Raw genomic sequence first — 17178 nt, 5'->3', positions numbered from 1 at the left:
GAACCGTGACCCGCGAAGCTCCACTCCAGTGCGGCCCCTGGTCACCTCACGAGGCTGCTCCAGCAACGGACAGCGCGTCGATCGCGACCGTCCGCGAGCGCCTGATCGAGGCCTACCTCCCGGGCCTGCCGCTCCCCCGGCATCACCGGCTGCTCGGGAGCATCTCACTCCCCGAAGCCGTGCTGGTGCGCCTCGGAAGTCAAACTCATCGGACCGACGGGGTCGATGAACTCAACACGGCCTTCTGCCGGGAATTCCTCCAGACGGTCATACCCGCGGACCGCAGCTCGCTGCGCCTGGGGCGCACCGACATCACCGACGACCTCGCCCGCATCTGGTGCGCCGGCGACGCGGCATACGACGACGGCGCCCACGCGGCACGGGTGCAATCCGTCCACCTGGCCAAGGTCAGGCAGCACTGGAAGATCACGGCGATCGTCATCCGAGCGCCACACGCCATCTGAAACGCCCACGACGTCGGGCCGTGGCATCCGACCGAGCCCAAGCGGTATCAAGTGCACGTCATCGCCCGGTTCGCCGAGCCGTCACATCCTCATGACGCCGGTCACTTAAGTTGAGGTAAGGCTTACCTTCCTATAGCGTGTGTTTTCGGCAAATAACGACACGTTTTTATTTGCTATTTCACCCGCACCTCTGGAGGAAGCATGACCTCGCGTTTCAAGACCCTGGCCGCCGGCACCGCCGTCGCCGCAGCACTCTTCGGAATCACCGCCTGCGGGCAATCCGGTGACACCCAGGCCGCGGAGAACGCGAGCTCCACCATCACCATCCAGACCAACACCGGTTCCATGGAGGTCAAGACCAAGCCGGCCCGCGTGGCCGCCCTCGACAACACGTCCATGGCCACCATCAAGGCCCTCGGCGTCGAGCCCGTCGCGATCCCCAAGCCGCTCCTGCCCAAGGACGGTTACCAGGACTGGATCAACAATGCGAACATCAAGGACGCGGGCAGCCACCGTGAGCCGAAGATGGAGGACATCAGCGAGGCACAGCCCGATCTGATCATCGGCGGCTACCGCTTCGCGAGCCAGACGGAGAAGCTGAGCAAGATCGCCCCCGTGGTGGACATCGCCCCGAGCGACGAGAAGGGTTCCAGCTACCTCGAAGGCCTGAAGAAGCAGACCCTCACGCTCGGCGACATCTTCGACAAGAAGGAGGAGGCGAAGAAGATCGTCGCCGACCTCGACGCCGCCATCGCCGACGCCAAGAAGGCCACCAACGGCCAGACCGTCTTCCTCGCCAACTCCTCCGGTGGCAAGATCGACAACGGCGCGGGCCGCATCGGCCGCATCCTTGAGGGCGTGAACCTCAAGGACGTCTTCGCCCAGGACGACGCGAAGCTGAAGTCCGACTCCGTGCACAACAACTCCGGTCTCTCCCCCGAAACCGTCGCGGCCGCCAAGCCCGAGTGGATGATCGTGATGGACCGCGATGCGGCCGTCACCGAGGAGGGCAAGGAGTTCAAGCCGGCCAAGGCCGTCGTCGAAGGTCTCGGCAAGGTCTGGAAGGACGTGCCGTTCTACGCCAAGGACCAGATCGTCTACATGCCCTCCGACTTCTACCTGACCGAAGGCATCCAGGCCTACACCGACGTCTTCAAGACCATCGCCAAGGACTTCACCGCCAAGTCCGGCGCGGCCAAGTAGCCCTCAGCCCGGGCAGCACCGCACCGTGACCTCGCGCCTCTTCAGGATGGCGACGGCAGCCGCCGTCGCCATCCTGTTGCTCGTCTCCCTCCTGGTGGGCGGCTATGACATCTCTTTCGACAAGCTCTTCAGCGACCCCGCCGCCCAGGAGATGTTCTGGCTCTCCCGGGTGCCCCGCACGCTCGCGCTCGTGTTCGCCGCGGCCGCCATGAGCATCTCCGGGGTGATCATGCAGCTCATCACGCAGAACAAGTTCGTGGAGCCCAGCACCGCCGGCACCAGCCAATGGGCCGGGCTGGGCATGCTGGTCATCCTGCTGATGGCCCCCGAAGCAACCCCGATGGTGAAGATGGTGGTGGCCACCGGTTTCGCCTTCCTGGGGACGTGGCTGTTCCTCGCCGTGCTGGACCGGGTCCGCGTGCGGTCCTCCGTGGTGGTCCCGCTGGTGGGCATCATGCTCGGCGCCGTGGTCGGCGCCGCCACGACGTTCCTCGCCGGGACCTTCAACCTCATGCAGGCCCTCACGGCCTGGCGATCCGGCGGTTTCAGCGGGATCGTGCAGGGCTTCTACGAACCGCTCTGGATCGTGGCCGGGATCGCGGTGGCCGCGTTCCTGGTGGCGGACCGCTTCACGGTCGCGAGCCTCGGCCAGGACATGGCGACCGGGCTCGGGCTGAATTACCGCCGGGTCGTGTTCCTGGGCGTCATCATGGTGGCCCTGGCGACGGGTGTGACCAGCGTGGTGGTGGGGTTCATCCCCTTCCTCGGCCTGATCGTGCCGAACATGGTGTCCATGATCCTGGGCGATGACCTGCGGCGGAACCTGCCGTGGGTCGTGGCCACGGGTGTCGCGCTGCTGCTCGCCTGCGATCTGCTCGGCCGCGTGGTGGTGGCGCCCATGGAGATCCCCGCCTCGGTGATCCTCGGCGCGCTGGGCGCGGTCGCCTTCATCATCATCCTGCTGCGGACCCAACGGGCGTCCGCAGCGGGCCCGTCGCTGTCGAGGGAGCGCGCATGACCACGACCGTCTCCCCCGTCACCACAGCGCGGGCTGCCGAGCCGCGGCCCCGGCGAGCGCCGCTGAGTCCCCGCGCGCGCATCCTGCTCACGACGGCGGCGGTGCTGCTCGCCGTCGTCGGCTTCCTGTTCCTGTTCATCCGGGGCGCGTTCTGGTTCGCGCTGGACGCGCGGCTGTCGATGCTCGCGGCGATGGTGATCGCCGCGTTCACCCAGGGTGTGGGCACGGTGGTGTTCCACACGGTCACCGGCAACAGGATCCTGACGCCCTCCATCATGGGCCTGGACTCCATGTACACGCTGTCCCAGACGCTCATGGTGTTCGTGTTCGGCGGAGCGGCGGTCGCGCAGCAGGAAGGGATCGGGAAGGTCCTGGCGCAGACCGCGCTCATGGTGGTGTTCGCGACGATCCTGTACCGCTGGCTGTTCTCCGGCCGCAACGGGAGCCTCTACATCCTGCTGCTGGTCGGGGTGGTGTTCGGGCTGGCGTTCGACTCGATCGCCGTGTTCGTGCAGCGCATGCTGAACCCCACCGATTACGACCTCCTGTCCGCCAGACTGTTCGGCCGGATGGGCGACGTCAATGTCTCCCATCTGCCCGTGGCGTTCGCCGTCTGCGCGGTGGTCGGTGTGATCCTGTGGCAGCGGCGGTACCGGCTCGACGTGCTGCTGCTGGGCCGCGACAGCGCCCAGAGTCTCGGCGTCGACCACAAGCGCGAACTGACGCTCATGCTGGTGCTCGTGGCGGTGATGGTGGCGTTCTCCACCGCGCTGGTGGGCCCCATGACGTTCTTCGGCTTCGTGGTCGCCACGCTCGCCTATCAGGTGACCGGCAGTCACCAGCATCGCTATGTGATGCCCATGGCGTTCCTGCTGGGTCTGCTCACCCTGGTGGTGGGGCAGTTCATCATGCAGCACGTCTTCTACGCGGCGGGTTTCCTGACCGTCATCATCGAATTCCTGGGCGGCATCCTGTTCCTGGTGCTGCTCCTGCGGAAGGGCAGAGTGTGATCTCTTTTTCGGATGTGACCAAGAACTACGGCGAGACCCGGGTCCTCGGGCCGGTCACCGCCACCATCCCGGAGGGCGGCATCACGAGCCTGATCGGGCCGAACGGCGCCGGGAAATCCACGCTCCTGACCATCATGGGCCGCCTCATCGAGGCGGATGCGGGCTCCGTGTCGATCGGAGGGCTGGACGTGCGCCGGGCGAAGAGCGCCGAGCTGGCCCGGAAGGTCGCCATCCTGCGGCAGGAGAATCACCTCTCGGCCCGGCTGACGGTGCGGGACCTCGTGGCGCTCGGGCGGTTCCCGCATTCCCGCGGACGGCTGACCGCGGAGTGCGTGGCCGCCGTCGAGTCCGCGCTCGAGTTCCTGAACCTGACCGCTTTGCAGGACCGCTTCCTGGATCAGCTCTCCGGCGGGCAGCGGCAGCGGGCGTTCGTGGCGATGGTGCTGGCCCAGGACACGGACTACATCCTGCTGGATGAGCCGCTCAACAATCTCGACATGAAGCACTCGGTCCTCATGATGAAGCAGCTCCGCCGCGCCGCTGACGAGCTGGGCAAGACCGTGGTGCTCGTCATCCACGACGTGAACTTCGCGGCGGCCTACTCGGACCGGATCGTCGCGCTCAGGGACGGGCTGCTGGTGCACGAAGGGACCGTCGAGGAGACCATGACCGCCGAGGTCCTGACCAGTGTCTTCGACACCCCGGTCACCGTCCACACGATCGGCTGCTACCCGACGGCGGTCTACACGCACTGAGGGCTGTGTCGGCTTGCTCGGCTTGCGCGCGTGGTGGGCCGTGGCCCTGGGCGCCGTCAGCGGGCGGGTTCAGCGGGCGCGCTCTCCGAGGCCGCGTCCGTCGGCGCCCGCACCGCGAGCAGCACCAGTGCGAGGACGATGAACCCGGCCTGGACGAGCAGTGCGAGCGACGGGTACTGCGTGGGTTTGAGCCCCAGCGCGAGCCAGCTTCCCGCCACCGCGCCGAGTGCCGTGGCAGCGAAGGACCAGCTCATGATCCGGGCGAACCGGGCGCCGCGGTAGTCCTGCTGTCGGAGGGTGGTGGTCAGGACCGCCCGGGTGCGCGACAGGATTCCGAGCACCAGCGCATACGCCAGGCCGGTCCACCACGCGGCGGCCGCGTCGACCACGCTCAGCAGACCCGCGACGACGAGCAGGAACGCCACGGTCGCCGCCAGCACGAGCCACACGAACCGTCTGATGTCGCCGCGCGAGCTGAGGGCCCGGCCGACCCACGGCCCGATGGTCGCACCGATGCCGAACATCGCGATCACCGAGGCCAGGGCGACGGACGGATCGACCGGCGCCCTCTGCGCGATGGCGAGGTAGACGAAGACCCCTCCGATGGTCCCGCCGACCTGCAGCAGGAAACTGAACAGCGGCGACGCCGCCCCCGTGGCCCACAGATCCCGCAGGAAGGCACGAGCGGTCATCCGCTCCCCCAGCACGCCGAAATCCTCGAGATCCTGATCGATCGCCGGTGACGTCACCACCGTGCGGGAACTCACCAGACGCAGCAGCGTGCCCAGCGCCGACAGGACCAGGTTCCCCGCGATCAGCACGGTGATCGACACCCCGGCGAGGAGATTGCCCAGCGGCATCGCGATGACGATCCCGACGAACGCGAGCGCGGAGTACACAGAAGCGTTGAAGGTCAGGGCCTGCTTCACATCGACCTGAGCGAGCTGCTGCCCGTAGAACTCCTCGACCACGTCCGTCACGGCCGGGAACACGGCGGCGAGCAGGAGGTACACGATGAGGACCGGCATGGTCCCGCCCGGAACAGTCAGCAGTGCCACCAGCGCGGCACCGCTGAGCAGCGCCTCCGCGAGGTCGGAGGCCACCAGGACGCGGGCCGGGCTGAAACGGGCGGTCAGCCGGGCGATGAGCGGCGACGCGAAGGACACCAGTTCGCCGAAGGTGGTCAGGACCGAGACCCATAGAAGCGGCAGCACACCCAGAGCCACGAGACCATCGGACCCACCCTCGACGAGGCGGGTTCCGAGAATCGAGACGACCAGCCCGGCGGTCATCCACCGGCGCGCGCTCAGGAGGCGTGCGGTGGACACGGACGGCGTGGAAAGGGCCGGCGTGGTGAAGGTCTGCGCTGCAGGAACGGAGGTCACAGGGTCAAGCTACGGGCCGAAGCTCGCTGGGCAAAGTCATACCGGGCGGCGGGCCCGGTCCGGCGTCAGCGGACGGGTTCGCCAGGCGTCAGCGGGCGGTCGCGTTCTCCGGGGCGCCCGTGCGGCTCGCGGCCGGGCGGAGTGGCTTCGGGCGGAGGGTCACGCGGCCCATCAGCCACTCCACCGGCCCGGTGCCGACCCAGCGGTCCCAGCACCAGGACAGCACCAACGGCAGGACGACCACCATCGCCCAGCCCAGCGGGTCGAAGCGCGACGGCAGCACCCGCTCGTGCGTCACGACCCACCAGGCGATCAAGCCAACGTGCAGCAGATACAGACTCAGGGCATGCCGTCCCCAGACCTTGAAGGGAGCGAAGACGCGGTCGCTCACCGCCCGCAGCGCGCCGGACGATGTCGCCAGCAGCACGACGGCGACGGTCACCGCGAGCACCAGGCCGGCGTCGTGCAGGGTGTCGACGTAGCTGCCGGAGATGCGAAGCTCGCGCCCCATGAGCTTCTCGGCGAGAGGTCGCGCCGCGTACGCGAGAGGCGCGGCGACGGCCATGGCCCACAGCAGCGGGCCGCGGCGCAGACCGTGCCGGATGAGGAGCCCGCCGAGCAGGAAGAACGGCAGGAGATTCGTCAGCCGGTACAAATCCCCGAGCGCCACCATGTCCGCGAAGAAGCGGGTCACCGGATCCGCGGTGTAGATCCAGGTCTGAGTCCGGGCGAAGGCATTGAGGGGGTCGCTCGCCAGCACCACGACGAGCGCCACCGCGGCCACCCACACGGTCCGGAGACGGAGCAGCGGCACGCCGATGATCAGGATCAGCCCGAGGTAGGCCAGCACCACCATGACCCAGGTGCCCCACGTCGCCATCCAGAGGCCGAGCGCGATCAGGATCACCCCGCGCAGCACCTGCTGAAGGTATGTGCGTCCCGCCCGGGATGCTGTGTTCCACGTGAGCTGCGCGGACATCCCCATGACGAGGGCGAACAGCGGCGAGGCGAGATCACTGATGTTGCCGACCGCGAACTCCACCGCTTTGGGCGCGGTGGGATGGAATCTCGCCGCATGGGCGATGAGCATGGCGATGATCGCGATTCCGCGCAGGACATCGGGCACGGGCAGGCGCTGAGACGGTGATGTCATGTGTTCCCCCTGACATGGTCCCCTTCATCCTAAGGGCCCGGTCCAGGGGCGACACCGCCCGTGACGACCCATCGCCGCCCAATAAATGAGACAAAATAGTCCACAGTTTGGACCGCGGGCTAGGCTGGGGACCGTGTTGGGAGTTCTCGCCGGTTTCTTCGTGGTCTGGGCCATCATCGGGGTGGGCTGGTTCGTCGGCCGACGCGGGATCCTCGGCCCGAACGCCGGCCAGACCCTCAGCCGCCTGGCCTTCTTCGTCGCGAGCCCGGCCTTGCTGTTCGAGACCCTTTCCAAGGCGCGCCTCGAGGATGTGCTCGGACCCCAGCTCGCGGTGGCGGCCATCAGCGGCACCGCCGTCGGGATCGCCTACCTCCTGGTCAGCAAGCTCCTCCTGAAACGCGACAGCCCGGAGAGCATCATCGGCGCGATGAGCGCCAGCCAGGCGAACAGCGCCAACCTCGGCATCCCGATCGCGGTCTACGTCCTCGGCGACGCCTCCTACGTCGCTCCCCTGTTGATCTTCCAGCTGGCCTTCTACAACCCGCTGAACCTCATGCTGCTGGACGCCACTCTCGGCGGTCGCAGCACGCGGCAGAACCCGGTGCTCAAGTTCCTCCTGATCATCCTCAGGAACCCGGTGATCGTGGCGTCGGCCCTCGCTCTGGCGCTCTCCGCGCTGCACCTCCGGCTCCCCGATCTGGTGCTGCAACCGATCCACTTCATCGGCGGCGCGGCCGTCCCCGCGATGCTCATGTCGTTCGGCATGTCCCTCAACGGCAACCGGCCGCTGTCGGCAGCAAGCGGGCGCCGCACGGACATCCTGGTGGCGTCATCCTTCAAACTGCTGCTGCACCCGGTGCTCGCATTCCTGGCGGCGCACTTCATCCTGGGGCTCGACGGCCATGCCCTGTTCGCAGCCACGATCGCCGGGGCACTGCCCACCGCGCAGAACGTGTTCGTCGCGGCGAACCGCTACCAGCAGGGCGTGACGATCGCGAAGGACACGGTGCTGATCACCACGATCATCGCCGTCCCGGCCATGCTCGTGATCGCCGCACTCCTGCACTGAGGTTCCGGGGGCTCGACAGATCCCCGCAGCAGCTTTCCCCCGCCGTACGGACATTCCTCCCGTCTTCAGCGCCGGGGAAAGTCCGCGGGGCCGGGGAAAGCCCTGACGTTCTGGAATTCCTCAGCGACGGAGTCGCCACCCACCCAGTTGTCCCAGCAGCATCGCCCCGAAGGCCAGGATCAGCCCGGCCACCTGCAGCGGCCCGAACGTCTCGCCCTTCACCAGGACTCCCAGACCGGCCGCCATGAGCGGCGAGAGGAAGCCGAGGAGCGAGGCCCGCGTGACCGGCAGCTTCCCGATCGCCCAGAACCACAGCGCGTACGCCAGCAGTCCGCCGACGAGTCCCAGCCAGAGGTAGCCGCCCAGGGCGGGGGGGCCGACGTCGGCCGGGAAGCCTTCCACCAGCAGGGTGAGCGGGAGGAGGAACAGCCCGCCTGCGGTCAGCTGCCAGCCGGCCATCGCGAGCGGTCGAACGCCTGCCGGACGCCCCCACTTCTTGGTCAGCACCACGCCCAGGCCCATCGAAGCGGTGCCCGCGAGACCCGCAAGGACGCCCACGGCGTCGAGCCCGGCGGACCGGCCCAGGACCACGAAGCCCACGCCGACCGCGCCCACCACTGCCCACGCAAGGCGCCAGAACACCAGCTTCTCCTGGAGCACCGCGACCGCGAGGAAGGCCACGAGCAGTGGCTGTGCGGCGCCGAGCGTCGCGGCCACCCCACCCGGCAGATGCGCGGCGGAGATGAACAGGAGCGGGAAGAAGAAGCCGATGTTCAGCAGCCCCAGGACGGCCGCCCGGAACCACCACACGCCATGCGGCAGCGCACGGCCGAGGGCGAGCGCCACCAGCCCTGCCGGCAGCGCGCGGGCCAGCCCCGCGAAGAGCGGGTGACCGGCGGGCAGGAAGTCAGTGGTCACCAGGTAAGTGGTGCCCCAGGACAGCGGCGCCAGCGCCGCGAGCACGGTCACGAGCGCCAGGGGCAGCGCACGACGCCGCGTGGCCAGGACAGGTGCGGCGGCGCCGGGCGCACCGGAGCCGGGTGCGGCGGCGCCGGGCGCGCCGGGGCCGACAGGAGTTTCCAGAGCTGGTGAAGTGGTCATGCCTCCACCCTCACCCCGAACCCATTGATGAGTCCAACACATGGATTTCATGCCAATCATGAATATTCTGGATGCATGGACTTGCAGCAGATGCGGTATGTCGTCGGCATCGCGGAGACCGGGAGCTTCACGCGTGCCGCGGCCCGGAACTTCGTGGTGCAGTCGGCCCTGAGCCACCAGGTCGCGGCTTTGGAACGCGAACTCGGCGTCCAGTTGTTCGTGCGCTCCAGCCGCCAGGTCCGGCTCACGGAGGCCGGCGAGGCGTTCCTCCCCCACGCCCGTGCCGCGCTCGACGCCGCGGACCGGGCCCGGAACGAGGCGGCAGCGGCCCAGGGCGTGGTCCGGGGCACTCTCCGGATCGGCGTGATCCCGACCGTCACGGCCGTGGATCTCCCCACCGTGCTCAAGGAATGCCGCACGCGTTTTCCGGAACTGCTGCTCGCGGCACGGGTCGCGAACAGCGAGGAGATGATCGAGGAGGTGCGGGCCGGGACGCTGGACATCGGCTTTCTGGGGCTGCTCGACGGCACGCGCGTGGAGGGCGTGGCGCAGCGTGTCCTGACGCGGGACACCCTGGCCGCGACCCTGGCCCCGAAGCACCCCCTCGCCACACGGGACAAGCTCTCCCTCGCCGAGCTCGCGGATGAGCCGTTCGCCGACTTCCCCCGCACCTCCGCCGGGCGCAAACAAAGCGACGCGGCATTCGCGCGGGCCGGCGTCGAACGCCAGGTGGCCTACGAACTCGGGTCCATGGACCTGACCCGCGAACTGATCGTCAGCGGCCTCGCCGTGGCGCTCCTGCCGAGCCGGTACGCGGCGGCGATGCCCGGCGTCGTCGTGGTGCCGCTCCTCGAGGAGACCGTGCGGCACGAGATCCTCATCTGGGACCGGCTGCACCCGAGTCCGGCGGCGCGCGCGTTCACGGAGCTCGTCGCGGAACTGCGCATGCCCTGACCGACGACGGCGGCGGCGCGCCTCAGCGCTTCACGCGTCCGGCAGGACGTCGACGCCGGTTCCCCCGACCGGCGGCACCGGCTCGGACCGGACCGCATCGACCCGGGCCCAGCGAGGCCCGTGGTGCGCCCAGGCCACGAGGTCGGCGAGGCGGTTGCCGTCCCCCTCGGCCTCAGCCTCGACGGAGCCGTCGGCACGGTTCCGCACCCAGCCGCTCACGCCGATCTCCTCGGCAGCCTGGCACAGGGCGAAACGGAAGCCCACGGCCTGGACCCGTCCCGTGATCAGCAGTCGAATCCGCTCCATGTCCTCATGATGACCCGCTGGGCGGCCGTTGGCGAGACCCGGCCCTGGGTCGGTACCCGGGCGCCAAGTGGGCGACAATCAGCTCGTCGGCGAAGGTGTGGCCACGATGACCTCACGCACCAAAATAAGTCTCACTCAACACAACATCCCAGGGTCACTTCTCCTCGTCGCCATTGCGATGACTTCGGCGCCCTTCCCCACGCACTCCGGAGGCCCGAGGCGCGCGGATGAAGGAATCGACCGCCCAAGGTCAATCCGCAACTATCGACCCACCACCAGAGCGTGGTTCTCCTACGTGCTCAGCACGGGCGTCGAACTCATCCCATCCGCAACCCGTCCACACACATCTGACCGGCCTATCAGCTCACCCACCAACACAAGCGCGGAGGGAAACTCAAGGAAGAAGTCGAGAGACGCAAGTCACAGCGTAATAACTCCACTTGTTAGTGAAATATTTGTTGACTCCCTTACCTCGTGCCGCCAGTCATGCTTAAGTGATGTCAGGCACTCAGTTGAGCCGCTAATGGTCCATCAGAATGCTTGCGACGGGCAAAGTTCGCCGCAAAACCGGCAGCATGTTTAGCCACAAATGAAGGGATAGAAATATGTCTGTTCTCGAAATGGCAATGAACTCCGCTGATGATCAGGTCATCACGGCTTGGGCGTTCAGCACCGATCCGATCAAGCCCTGATAACTGTCGGGACTGCGAACAACTTGGGGTGCGCCATCTGGCGCACCCCAAGTTTCTCTGGAGGCAAGCATGGCATCAAACACGGGGATTGACACCTACATCATCAAGACCGTCGAGTGGTGCAATCTGAACTGCACCTATTGCTACTTCTACAACGGCCAGGACACGAGCTTTTCCGGAAGACCGAAGCACATGTCTCGCGCGGTCCTGGCCGCAATGGTTCCGAAGATCATCGAGCACTGCCTAGCTCACAACATCTTTGAGGTCCAACTAGTGATGCATGGCGGGGAGCCCTTACTCCAGAGCAAGGACGACTACCGCTACATGATGGCCGAATTCGATGCGATCCAAGAAGCAGGTATCAACGTCGTGTGGAAATGCACGACCAACGCCGTGACGCTGACCGAGGAATGGGCAGAGCTGCTCGCGGAGCGTCGGGTTTTCCTGGGCGTGAGCATTGACGGCACCAAAGAGGTCCACGACTCCATGCGCGTCGACCATGCCGGCCGGGGGTCTTACGACCGTGTGGTGAGAGGCCTGAAGACTGCCCAGCAGTGGGAGTCAAAGGGCTTGGCGGTAGGAACGATTTCCGTGGTCAACCCTTCGGAGTCCGGTGAGCAGACGTACCGCCACCTCCGGTCGCTGGGAATCCGCAACATCAACCTGGTTCTTCCGGAGGCGAACTATGTGCAGCCCTTCCCTGAGGATCAACCGGCCGGATCGCATGGCGAAACGCTTAAGGAGATCTTCGACGCATGGGTCGAGGAAGACAACAGCACAGTCAACATCGGATTCTTCCGTGACGTCATCAGGGCCGTATCCGGGCTTCCCTCATACAGCGACCAATTCGGATCAGCACCAGTCAACGTTGCGGTGATCGAAACCGATGGTTCCATCCAGCCAACTGACAACTTTCGGGCATGCGCTGATGGAATGACGGACCTCGGCTTGAACATCTTCACTCACTCTTTTGAGGACCTTCTCGAACATTCGTTCTTCGCCCACTGCAATCAGCAGCAAAAATCGATTCCCGCGGAATGCTCCGGTTGCAAATTCCTAGAGATTTGCGGAGGTGGCCGTGTGACACATCGCTACTCAGAAGTTGACGGCTTCTCGAGAAAGTCGGTGCACTGCAAGTCTCTCTACTCGCTCTTCGAGCATGTAGACCATACCCTCGGGCTCCATGGATTGAGGAGGGAAGTTGCCTGACACTGCTCCAGTCGGGTCGCCCAGGGAGACATCCACCGTGTCGGACTGGCGCTCGTTCTACATCGTTTGGGCCGGTCAGCTCCTCTCGGTCCTTGGCGGGCCAATGCAAACGATCGCGCTCTCAGTCTGGGCACTCCACACACCCGACGGCGCGATCGGCGTATCGTGGATCGCGGCGGCCGGCACCCTTGGAGTTCTCGTCGGGACCCTAGCTGGGGGCGGACTCGCAGATCGCTACCCGATCATGAGGACGCTGCTCATCTGTGATGTCATCGCCACGGTGCTCAGCCTCGTGGTTGCGATTCTGGTGTCAGTTCAAGCCCCTGTTGTGTCAGTGGTTCCTGTGCTCTTCCTTTCTGGCATATCGGCCGGCATCTTCTCGCCCGCGATGCGGAGCGTGGCGCCTACCCTGCTACAGGAAAGCGACTTGGAACGCGCCAACAGTTTCATCGCTTTCTCCGCCAACGCCAGCATGCTCGGAGGTGGGTTGGTCGGTGGCGCGCTGGCCGGGCTTTTCGGCCCGTCTCTCGTCATCATGGTCAATGCCGCCGGCTACCTCGCCGGAGCGGTGTCGACCTGTGCCACCATGTTGCGCCGACGCCGTATGGACTCGGGGCCGCCGCACGCCAATCCTCAAGAGGGTCTCTTCTCCAAGATTGTGGACGGCGTCCGGTACGTCTGGCGGACACCGTGGATCAGAACATTGATCATCGTGGACGCCGTCATTGACCTCGTGACAGCGGGACAGTTGGCCGTGGGCCTTCCCGTCCTTGGAAACAATGCGGGTGGAAGCATCGGCATCGCAGTTCTCTTTGCAGCTTTTGGAGCAGGCGCACTCGTGGGGGCCACGTTTTCCTCCCGGATCTCCAAGAGAATCAACGTCACTGTGCGAACAGTGCTGTGGCTCGACATCGTCCAGGCCCCATTTCTCGCCATCCTGCCATTCGTTGACCTCTGGACAGCCATGGCCTGCCTCCTGATCAGTGGAATCCTCAACGGAGCAGCGAACGTTTACTACATCTCGTTCCTCCAGAGGAATTCTCGTGAAGACATGCGAGGTCGAGTGATGTCCCTGTTGCTCTTCGCAAGTCTCTGTCTGCAACCGGCGGGGCAGCTTCTATCCGGCGTCTTGTTCACCTCCCACCTCATGGCTGCCGCCTTCATTGCAGGCGGCATCGTCATGGTCGCCACAGCGGGGATCGCTCTCACCTCACGCAGCCTGCGAAATGGGGAACTCGCAGGCTCTCTCGCCGTGACATAGTGCGGCATTCCCACCAGGGAATGACGACAGACGATCGCAATGTGCGGCCCAGCGCCGGTGCGGTTGAGCCCTGCTCAGCCCTGGCCGAGCGCGATCTGGCCCAGCAGTTCGGCGGAGCGCAGCTTCGCCTCGGTGCCCGGGGCCTGGTGGGCGACGATCAGTTCGTCGGCGTCGGCGTGCTTCGCGAAGCCCTCCAGGTACTCCAGAACCGCTGCGGGCTCGCCCACGGCGGAGTACTTGACCATCTCCCGCAGGTGCTGGCCCTGCGGGGCGTCGAGCACCAGATCGGCCTCCTCGTCCGTGAAGGTGTGACCCCGGCCGAAGAAGGTCTGCACGCGCTGCCGGAGCGCGTCGCGGAGGAGATCCTGGGCCTGCGCGGTCGAGTCCGCGGCCACGACGTTCACACCGGCGATCACATACGGCTCGGCCAACTGTGCGGAAGGCTTGAACTGCTCGCGGTAGATGCGGACCGCGTCCTGCAGGGCGGCGGGGGCGAAATGGGACGCGAACGCATATGGCAGACCAAGTGCGGCGGCGAGCTTGGCGCCGAAGAGCGAGGACCCGAGGATGTACAGCGGCACGTGCGTGCCCTTGCCGGGGGTGGCCTCGACGCCCGGGATCAGGGTGCTGTCCCCGAGGAAGGCCTGGAGCTCCTGAACGTCCTGCGGGAAGGTGTCGGCCGCCATCGGGTCACGGCGGAGGGCCCGCATGGTGTTCTGGTCGCTGCCGGGGGCGCGGCCCAGACCGAGGTCGATGCGTCCGGGGTGCAGGGATTCGAGGGTGCCGAACTGCTCCGCGATGGTCAGCGGCGAGTGGTTCGGCAGCATGACGCCGCCGGCGCCGAGGCGGATGGTCTTCGTGTGGGCGGCGACATGCGCGATCAGCACGCTCGTGGCCGACGACGCGATGCTGGCCATGTTGTGGTGCTCGGCGTACCAGACGCGCTCATATCCGGCGTCCTCGGCGAGCTGCGCCAGGGCCACGCTGCCATCCAGACTCTCCTTCACACTCTGCCCGGGTCCGATGGTCGCGAGGTCGAGGATGGAGAGCTTCAGGGACATGACTGCCTTTCATCGGTGTTCCGCGCCGGGATCACCGGCCACATCTGCGACAACGACGGCGCGGGGCCGGGCATTCCTGTGAGATGCGCCGCGCGCCGGGCAGGACGGCTCAGGGCGTCCGCCGGGCGCCCCGGATCCTGTCGAGCTCCTCACGGATCAGGACGACGGCCCATCCAGTGTCCGCGTCGGCCGGCTGATGCAGCAAGTGGAGGCCCAGGCCGTCGCAGAGGGCGAGCAAGCGCCGTCCGTCGTGCCGGGTGCCCTCTCCGGAAGGGTCCTCGTCCCGCAGGAAACCGGCCAGCCGGATGAAGAGGTCCAGGAGGCGGGCGTGAGCGTCGTCGCGGGCGCGGGCGAGTCCGGGGTTCCCCGGAGTCTCCGCGATCAGGGCCATGTTGAGTTCGAACTCGCGGCGGGTGTCCGGGGTGAGGGGCAGGAGTTCGCTGATGACGGCGAGGACATAGTCCACCAGATCCACGCCCGGGACCAGGGCCGAGACCCGCTCCGTGGCTCGCTCCACCATGAGTTCGGCGGAGAACTCGAGCAGCTCGGACTGCGTCGGGAAAAGGTGCCGTAAGGAGCCGACGGCCACCCCGGCCCGGGCCGCAACCGTTCGGACGGACACGGCGCTGATGCCCTGTTCCAGGACGATCTCCCAAACCGCCTCGGCCAGTCGTGCTTTGCGCTCCTCGCGCGGCGTGTATCCCACTCCATCATCCTAGTACGCTCGTGCTAGTGTCACGTTAGTACGACTGTACCAATCCATGCCGAAGAACGCCTGACGAAGAGCGAGCGAGGAGACCCGATGATCATTCCCGGCGAAGCAGCGGGGGCACTGTTGCTCCTCGCCCTCACGGATTCGCTCAGCTTCGGCACCCTCCTGGTGCCGGTGTGGCTGCTCATGGCGCCGGGGCGGATGCGCCCAGGACGGATCGCGCTGTATCTGGGAACGGTGGCGGTCGCGTACTTTGCTGTGGGGATCGTCCTCATGACGGGCGGCGGTCTGCTGCTGAAGAACGCCTCCGGCCTGCTCGACTCCACCCCGGCGCAATTCCTCCAGCTCCTTCTCGGCGTGACGCTGCTGGTCCTCAGCTTCGCCCTGGACACCAAGGCCGCGCGGGCGCGCGCCGCCGAGCGCGGAGCGCAGTCCGGTCGGCTCCGGCGCTGGCGCGACCAGGCCATGGGTGAGGACAGCGGGGCCGCCGCGCTCATGGGGCTGGCGGTGAGCGCCGTCGTCGTGGAGATCGCGTCGATGCTGCCGTATCTGGCGGCCACCGGCATCATCACGACGCAGACCGCGGACCAGCCGACGGCGCTGCTGGTCCTGGCGCTCTACTGCCTGGTGATGATCGCGCCCGCGCTGGTGCTGACAGCGGGCCGGCTGTTCGCGCGGCGGCTCGTCGAGGCGCCCTTGAAGAGACTCGACGCCTGGCTCACCCGCAGCGCTCGCTCCACCACGCTCTGGATCATCGGGATCGTGGGGTTCCTGCTCGCCGTGCACGCCGCCAAAGCGCTCGGTTGGGTGGCGTGAGCCGGAGCCATTCTGCCCCATCGGAGAGACAATGGAAGAAGGAGCTCCCCCGAGCAGAAGCGCTTCCGGACGGCTTCGTAAGCTAAGGAGGGGATCCCCATGGACCCCGTTGCTCTCATCGTCCTGGGCGTCGTCATCGTGCTGCTGATCATCCTGGCGAAGGCGTCCATTCGCATCGTCCGGCAGTACGAACAGGGCGTTCTGTTCCGGCTCGGACGGGTGGTCGGGGTGCGCATGCCCGGCTTCCGTCTCATCATCCCGGTAGTGGATCATCTGCCGCTGGTGAGCCTGCGGATCGTGACCATGCCGATCCAGTCCCAGGGCATCATCACCCAGGACAACGTCAGCGTGGATGTCTCCGCGGTGGCCTATTACCGCGTGGTGGATGCGGTGAAATCCGTGGTGGCGATCGAGAACGTCGCGGCCGCCATCAATCAGATCGCCCAGACCACGCTGCGGCGCGTGGTGGGGCGGCACACTCTCGACCAGACCCTCTCCGAGACGGAAAGGATCAATGACGACATCCGTCAGATCCTCGACGTCCTCACCACCGATTGGGGCGTGGAAGTGACCCTGGTGGAGCTGAAGGACATCCAGCTTCCGGACGCCATGAAACGCGCCATGGCCCGCCAAGCCGAGGCCGAGCGGGAGAAGAGAGCCAAGATCATCGCGGCCGAAGGCGAGGCCATCTCGGCCGCTGCCTTGGGCGACGCCTCAGACACCATGATGGCCCACCCTCTCGCGCTGCAGCTCCGCAATCTGCAGAGCCTGGTGGAGATCGGCGTGGACAAGAACACCACGGTCGTCTTCCCGGCGCCGCTCATGAGCACGATCGGGGAACTCTCCGCGTTCCTGGCCCGGGAAGGTCAGGCCGCCTCCTCCACGCCGGCGAACCCGGGCAAGGTGGCCTGAGCGTCCGTCCTCACCGGGCTGGGCCCGGCCGAGCGAGGAATCCTGTGGGAGGAGGCCCGTCACGGAGGGACCCACTCCACGGAACCACCCGCTTCCA

General features: G+C 66.7%; 17 protein-coding genes. 11 read left to right on the top strand and 6 right to left on the bottom strand.

Features of this window, described 5'->3' with window-relative positions:
* Nucleotides 1–5 precede the first annotated feature (5 nt).
* The 5 genes from QFZ52_RS00320 (at nucleotide 6) to QFZ52_RS00300 (ending at nucleotide 4450) form a co-directional block, all read left to right on the top strand.
* Complete coding sequence (locus QFZ52_RS00320; RefSeq protein WP_307495641.1) at nucleotides 6–464, top strand: hypothetical protein; 459 nt, start codon at nucleotides 6–8, stop codon at nucleotides 462–464.
* A 201-nt stretch (nucleotides 465–665) separates the two neighbouring features.
* On the top strand, nucleotides 666–1667 hold the full coding sequence (locus tag QFZ52_RS00315; RefSeq protein WP_307495640.1) for an ABC transporter substrate-binding protein: 1002 nt from the start codon (nucleotides 666–668) through the stop codon (nucleotides 1665–1667).
* Nucleotides 1668–1692: 25 nt separating this feature from the next.
* The gene (locus QFZ52_RS00310) at nucleotides 1693–2685 is read left to right on the top strand and encodes an ABC transporter permease (RefSeq protein ID WP_307495639.1); all 993 of its coding nucleotides are present in this window, start codon (nucleotides 1693–1695) and stop codon (nucleotides 2683–2685) included.
* The gene (locus tag QFZ52_RS00305) at nucleotides 2682–3695 is read left to right on the top strand and encodes an iron chelate uptake ABC transporter family permease subunit (RefSeq protein WP_307495638.1); all 1014 of its coding nucleotides are present in this window, start codon (nucleotides 2682–2684) and stop codon (nucleotides 3693–3695) included. Before QFZ52_RS00310 ends, QFZ52_RS00305 begins: the two co-directional genes overlap by 4 nt.
* Complete coding sequence (locus tag QFZ52_RS00300) at nucleotides 3692–4450, top strand: iron ABC transporter ATP-binding protein (protein ID WP_307495637.1); 759 nt, start codon at nucleotides 3692–3694, stop codon at nucleotides 4448–4450. The genes QFZ52_RS00305 and QFZ52_RS00300 overlap by 4 nt, the downstream gene beginning before the upstream one ends.
* Nucleotides 4451–4506: 56 nt before the next feature.
* On the opposite strand, the gene QFZ52_RS00295 is transcribed toward QFZ52_RS00300, so the two are convergent.
* Both QFZ52_RS00295 and QFZ52_RS00290 read right to left on the bottom strand, forming a co-directional pair.
* Nucleotides 4507–5835, bottom strand: coding sequence for an MFS transporter (locus QFZ52_RS00295; protein WP_307495636.1), 1329 nt, complete (start codon nucleotides 5833–5835; stop codon nucleotides 4507–4509).
* An 88-nt stretch (nucleotides 5836–5923) separates the two neighbouring features.
* Complete coding sequence (locus QFZ52_RS00290) at nucleotides 5924–6988, bottom strand: heparan-alpha-glucosaminide N-acetyltransferase domain-containing protein (RefSeq protein ID WP_307495635.1); 1065 nt, start codon at nucleotides 6986–6988, stop codon at nucleotides 5924–5926.
* A gap of 133 nt (nucleotides 6989–7121) precedes the next feature.
* On the opposite strand from QFZ52_RS00290, the gene QFZ52_RS00285 reads away from it, so the two are divergent.
* Nucleotides 7122–8057: an AEC family transporter gene (locus QFZ52_RS00285; RefSeq protein WP_307495634.1), complete on the top strand. Its 936-nt coding sequence runs from the start codon at nucleotides 7122–7124 to the stop codon at nucleotides 8055–8057.
* Nucleotides 8058–8177: 120 nt separating this feature from the next.
* Here QFZ52_RS00285 and QFZ52_RS00280 read toward each other — a convergent pair whose 3' ends face one another.
* Entirely contained in the window at nucleotides 8178–9158 is a 981-nt protein-coding gene (locus tag QFZ52_RS00280; RefSeq protein WP_307495633.1) for an EamA family transporter, read from the bottom strand.
* 75 nt (nucleotides 9159–9233) lie between these two features.
* Here QFZ52_RS00280 and QFZ52_RS00275 point away from each other — a divergent pair, with 75 nt between their 5' ends.
* Nucleotides 9234–10112, top strand: coding sequence for a LysR family transcriptional regulator (locus QFZ52_RS00275; RefSeq protein ID WP_307495632.1), 879 nt, complete (start codon nucleotides 9234–9236; stop codon nucleotides 10110–10112).
* 30 nt (nucleotides 10113–10142) lie between these two features.
* On the opposite strand, the gene QFZ52_RS00270 is transcribed toward QFZ52_RS00275, so the two are convergent.
* Complete coding sequence (locus QFZ52_RS00270) at nucleotides 10143–10418, bottom strand: acylphosphatase (RefSeq protein ID WP_307495631.1); 276 nt, start codon at nucleotides 10416–10418, stop codon at nucleotides 10143–10145.
* 761 nt (nucleotides 10419–11179) lie between these two features.
* On the opposite strand from QFZ52_RS00270, the gene QFZ52_RS00265 reads away from it, so the two are divergent.
* The gene (locus QFZ52_RS00265) at nucleotides 11180–12319 is read left to right on the top strand and encodes a radical SAM/SPASM domain-containing protein (RefSeq protein ID WP_307495630.1); all 1140 of its coding nucleotides are present in this window, start codon (nucleotides 11180–11182) and stop codon (nucleotides 12317–12319) included.
* Complete coding sequence (locus QFZ52_RS00260; protein WP_307495629.1) at nucleotides 12312–13580, top strand: MFS transporter; 1269 nt, start codon at nucleotides 12312–12314, stop codon at nucleotides 13578–13580. Before QFZ52_RS00265 ends, QFZ52_RS00260 begins: the two co-directional genes overlap by 8 nt.
* 74 nt (nucleotides 13581–13654) lie before the next feature.
* Here QFZ52_RS00260 and QFZ52_RS00255 read toward each other — a convergent pair whose 3' ends face one another.
* Complete coding sequence (locus tag QFZ52_RS00255) at nucleotides 13655–14641, bottom strand: LLM class flavin-dependent oxidoreductase (RefSeq protein ID WP_307495628.1); 987 nt, start codon at nucleotides 14639–14641, stop codon at nucleotides 13655–13657.
* A gap of 109 nt (nucleotides 14642–14750) precedes the next feature.
* A complete protein-coding gene (locus QFZ52_RS00250; protein ID WP_307495627.1) occupies nucleotides 14751–15347 on the bottom strand; it encodes a TetR/AcrR family transcriptional regulator in 597 nt (198 codons plus the stop codon).
* 96 nt (nucleotides 15348–15443) lie between these two features.
* Between QFZ52_RS00250 and QFZ52_RS00245 the strand changes: the two genes are divergently transcribed.
* Both QFZ52_RS00245 and QFZ52_RS00240 read left to right on the top strand, forming a co-directional pair.
* Entirely contained in the window at nucleotides 15444–16169 is a 726-nt protein-coding gene (locus tag QFZ52_RS00245) for a GAP family protein (RefSeq protein ID WP_307495626.1), read from the top strand.
* A 99-nt stretch (nucleotides 16170–16268) separates the two neighbouring features.
* Nucleotides 16269–17081 carry a slipin family protein gene (locus tag QFZ52_RS00240; protein WP_307495624.1) on the top strand — a complete coding sequence of 271 codons (813 nt, stop codon included), beginning with the start codon at nucleotides 16269–16271 and terminating at the stop codon, nucleotides 17079–17081.
* Nucleotides 17082–17178: the final 97 nt, after the last annotated feature.

The sequence above is a fragment of the Arthrobacter woluwensis genome (assembly GCF_030816155.1).
GTDB lineage: Bacteria > Actinomycetota > Actinomycetes > Actinomycetales > Micrococcaceae > Arthrobacter_E > Arthrobacter_E woluwensis_A.
This window is presented reverse-complemented; position numbering and strand designations above follow the sequence as displayed.

Bases quoted from the DNA above. Each gene is read 5' to 3' on its own strand.
- QFZ52_RS00255 (WP_307495628.1), bottom strand. From the start codon at position 14,641: ATGTCCCTGAAGCTCTCCATCCTCGACCTCGCGACCATCGGACCCGGG.
- QFZ52_RS00270 (WP_307495631.1), bottom strand. From the start codon at position 10,418: ATGGAGCGGATTCGACTGCTGATCACGGGACGGGTCCAGGCCGTGGGC.
- QFZ52_RS00305 (WP_307495638.1), top strand. From the start codon at position 2,682: ATGACCACGACCGTCTCCCCCGTCACCACAGCGCGGGCTGCCGAGCCG.
- QFZ52_RS00290 (WP_307495635.1), bottom strand. From the start codon at position 6,988: ATGACATCACCGTCTCAGCGCCTGCCCGTGCCCGATGTCCTGCGCGGA.
- QFZ52_RS00315 (WP_307495640.1), top strand. From the start codon at position 666: ATGACCTCGCGTTTCAAGACCCTGGCCGCCGGCACCGCCGTCGCCGCA.
- QFZ52_RS00280 (WP_307495633.1), bottom strand. From the start codon at position 9,158: ATGACCACTTCACCAGCTCTGGAAACTCCTGTCGGCCCCGGCGCGCCC.
- QFZ52_RS00240 (WP_307495624.1), top strand. From the start codon at position 16,269: ATGGACCCCGTTGCTCTCATCGTCCTGGGCGTCGTCATCGTGCTGCTG.
- QFZ52_RS00275 (WP_307495632.1), top strand. From the start codon at position 9,234: ATGGACTTGCAGCAGATGCGGTATGTCGTCGGCATCGCGGAGACCGGG.
- QFZ52_RS00245 (WP_307495626.1), top strand. From the start codon at position 15,444: ATGATCATTCCCGGCGAAGCAGCGGGGGCACTGTTGCTCCTCGCCCTC.
- QFZ52_RS00265 (WP_307495630.1), top strand. From the start codon at position 11,180: ATGGCATCAAACACGGGGATTGACACCTACATCATCAAGACCGTCGAG.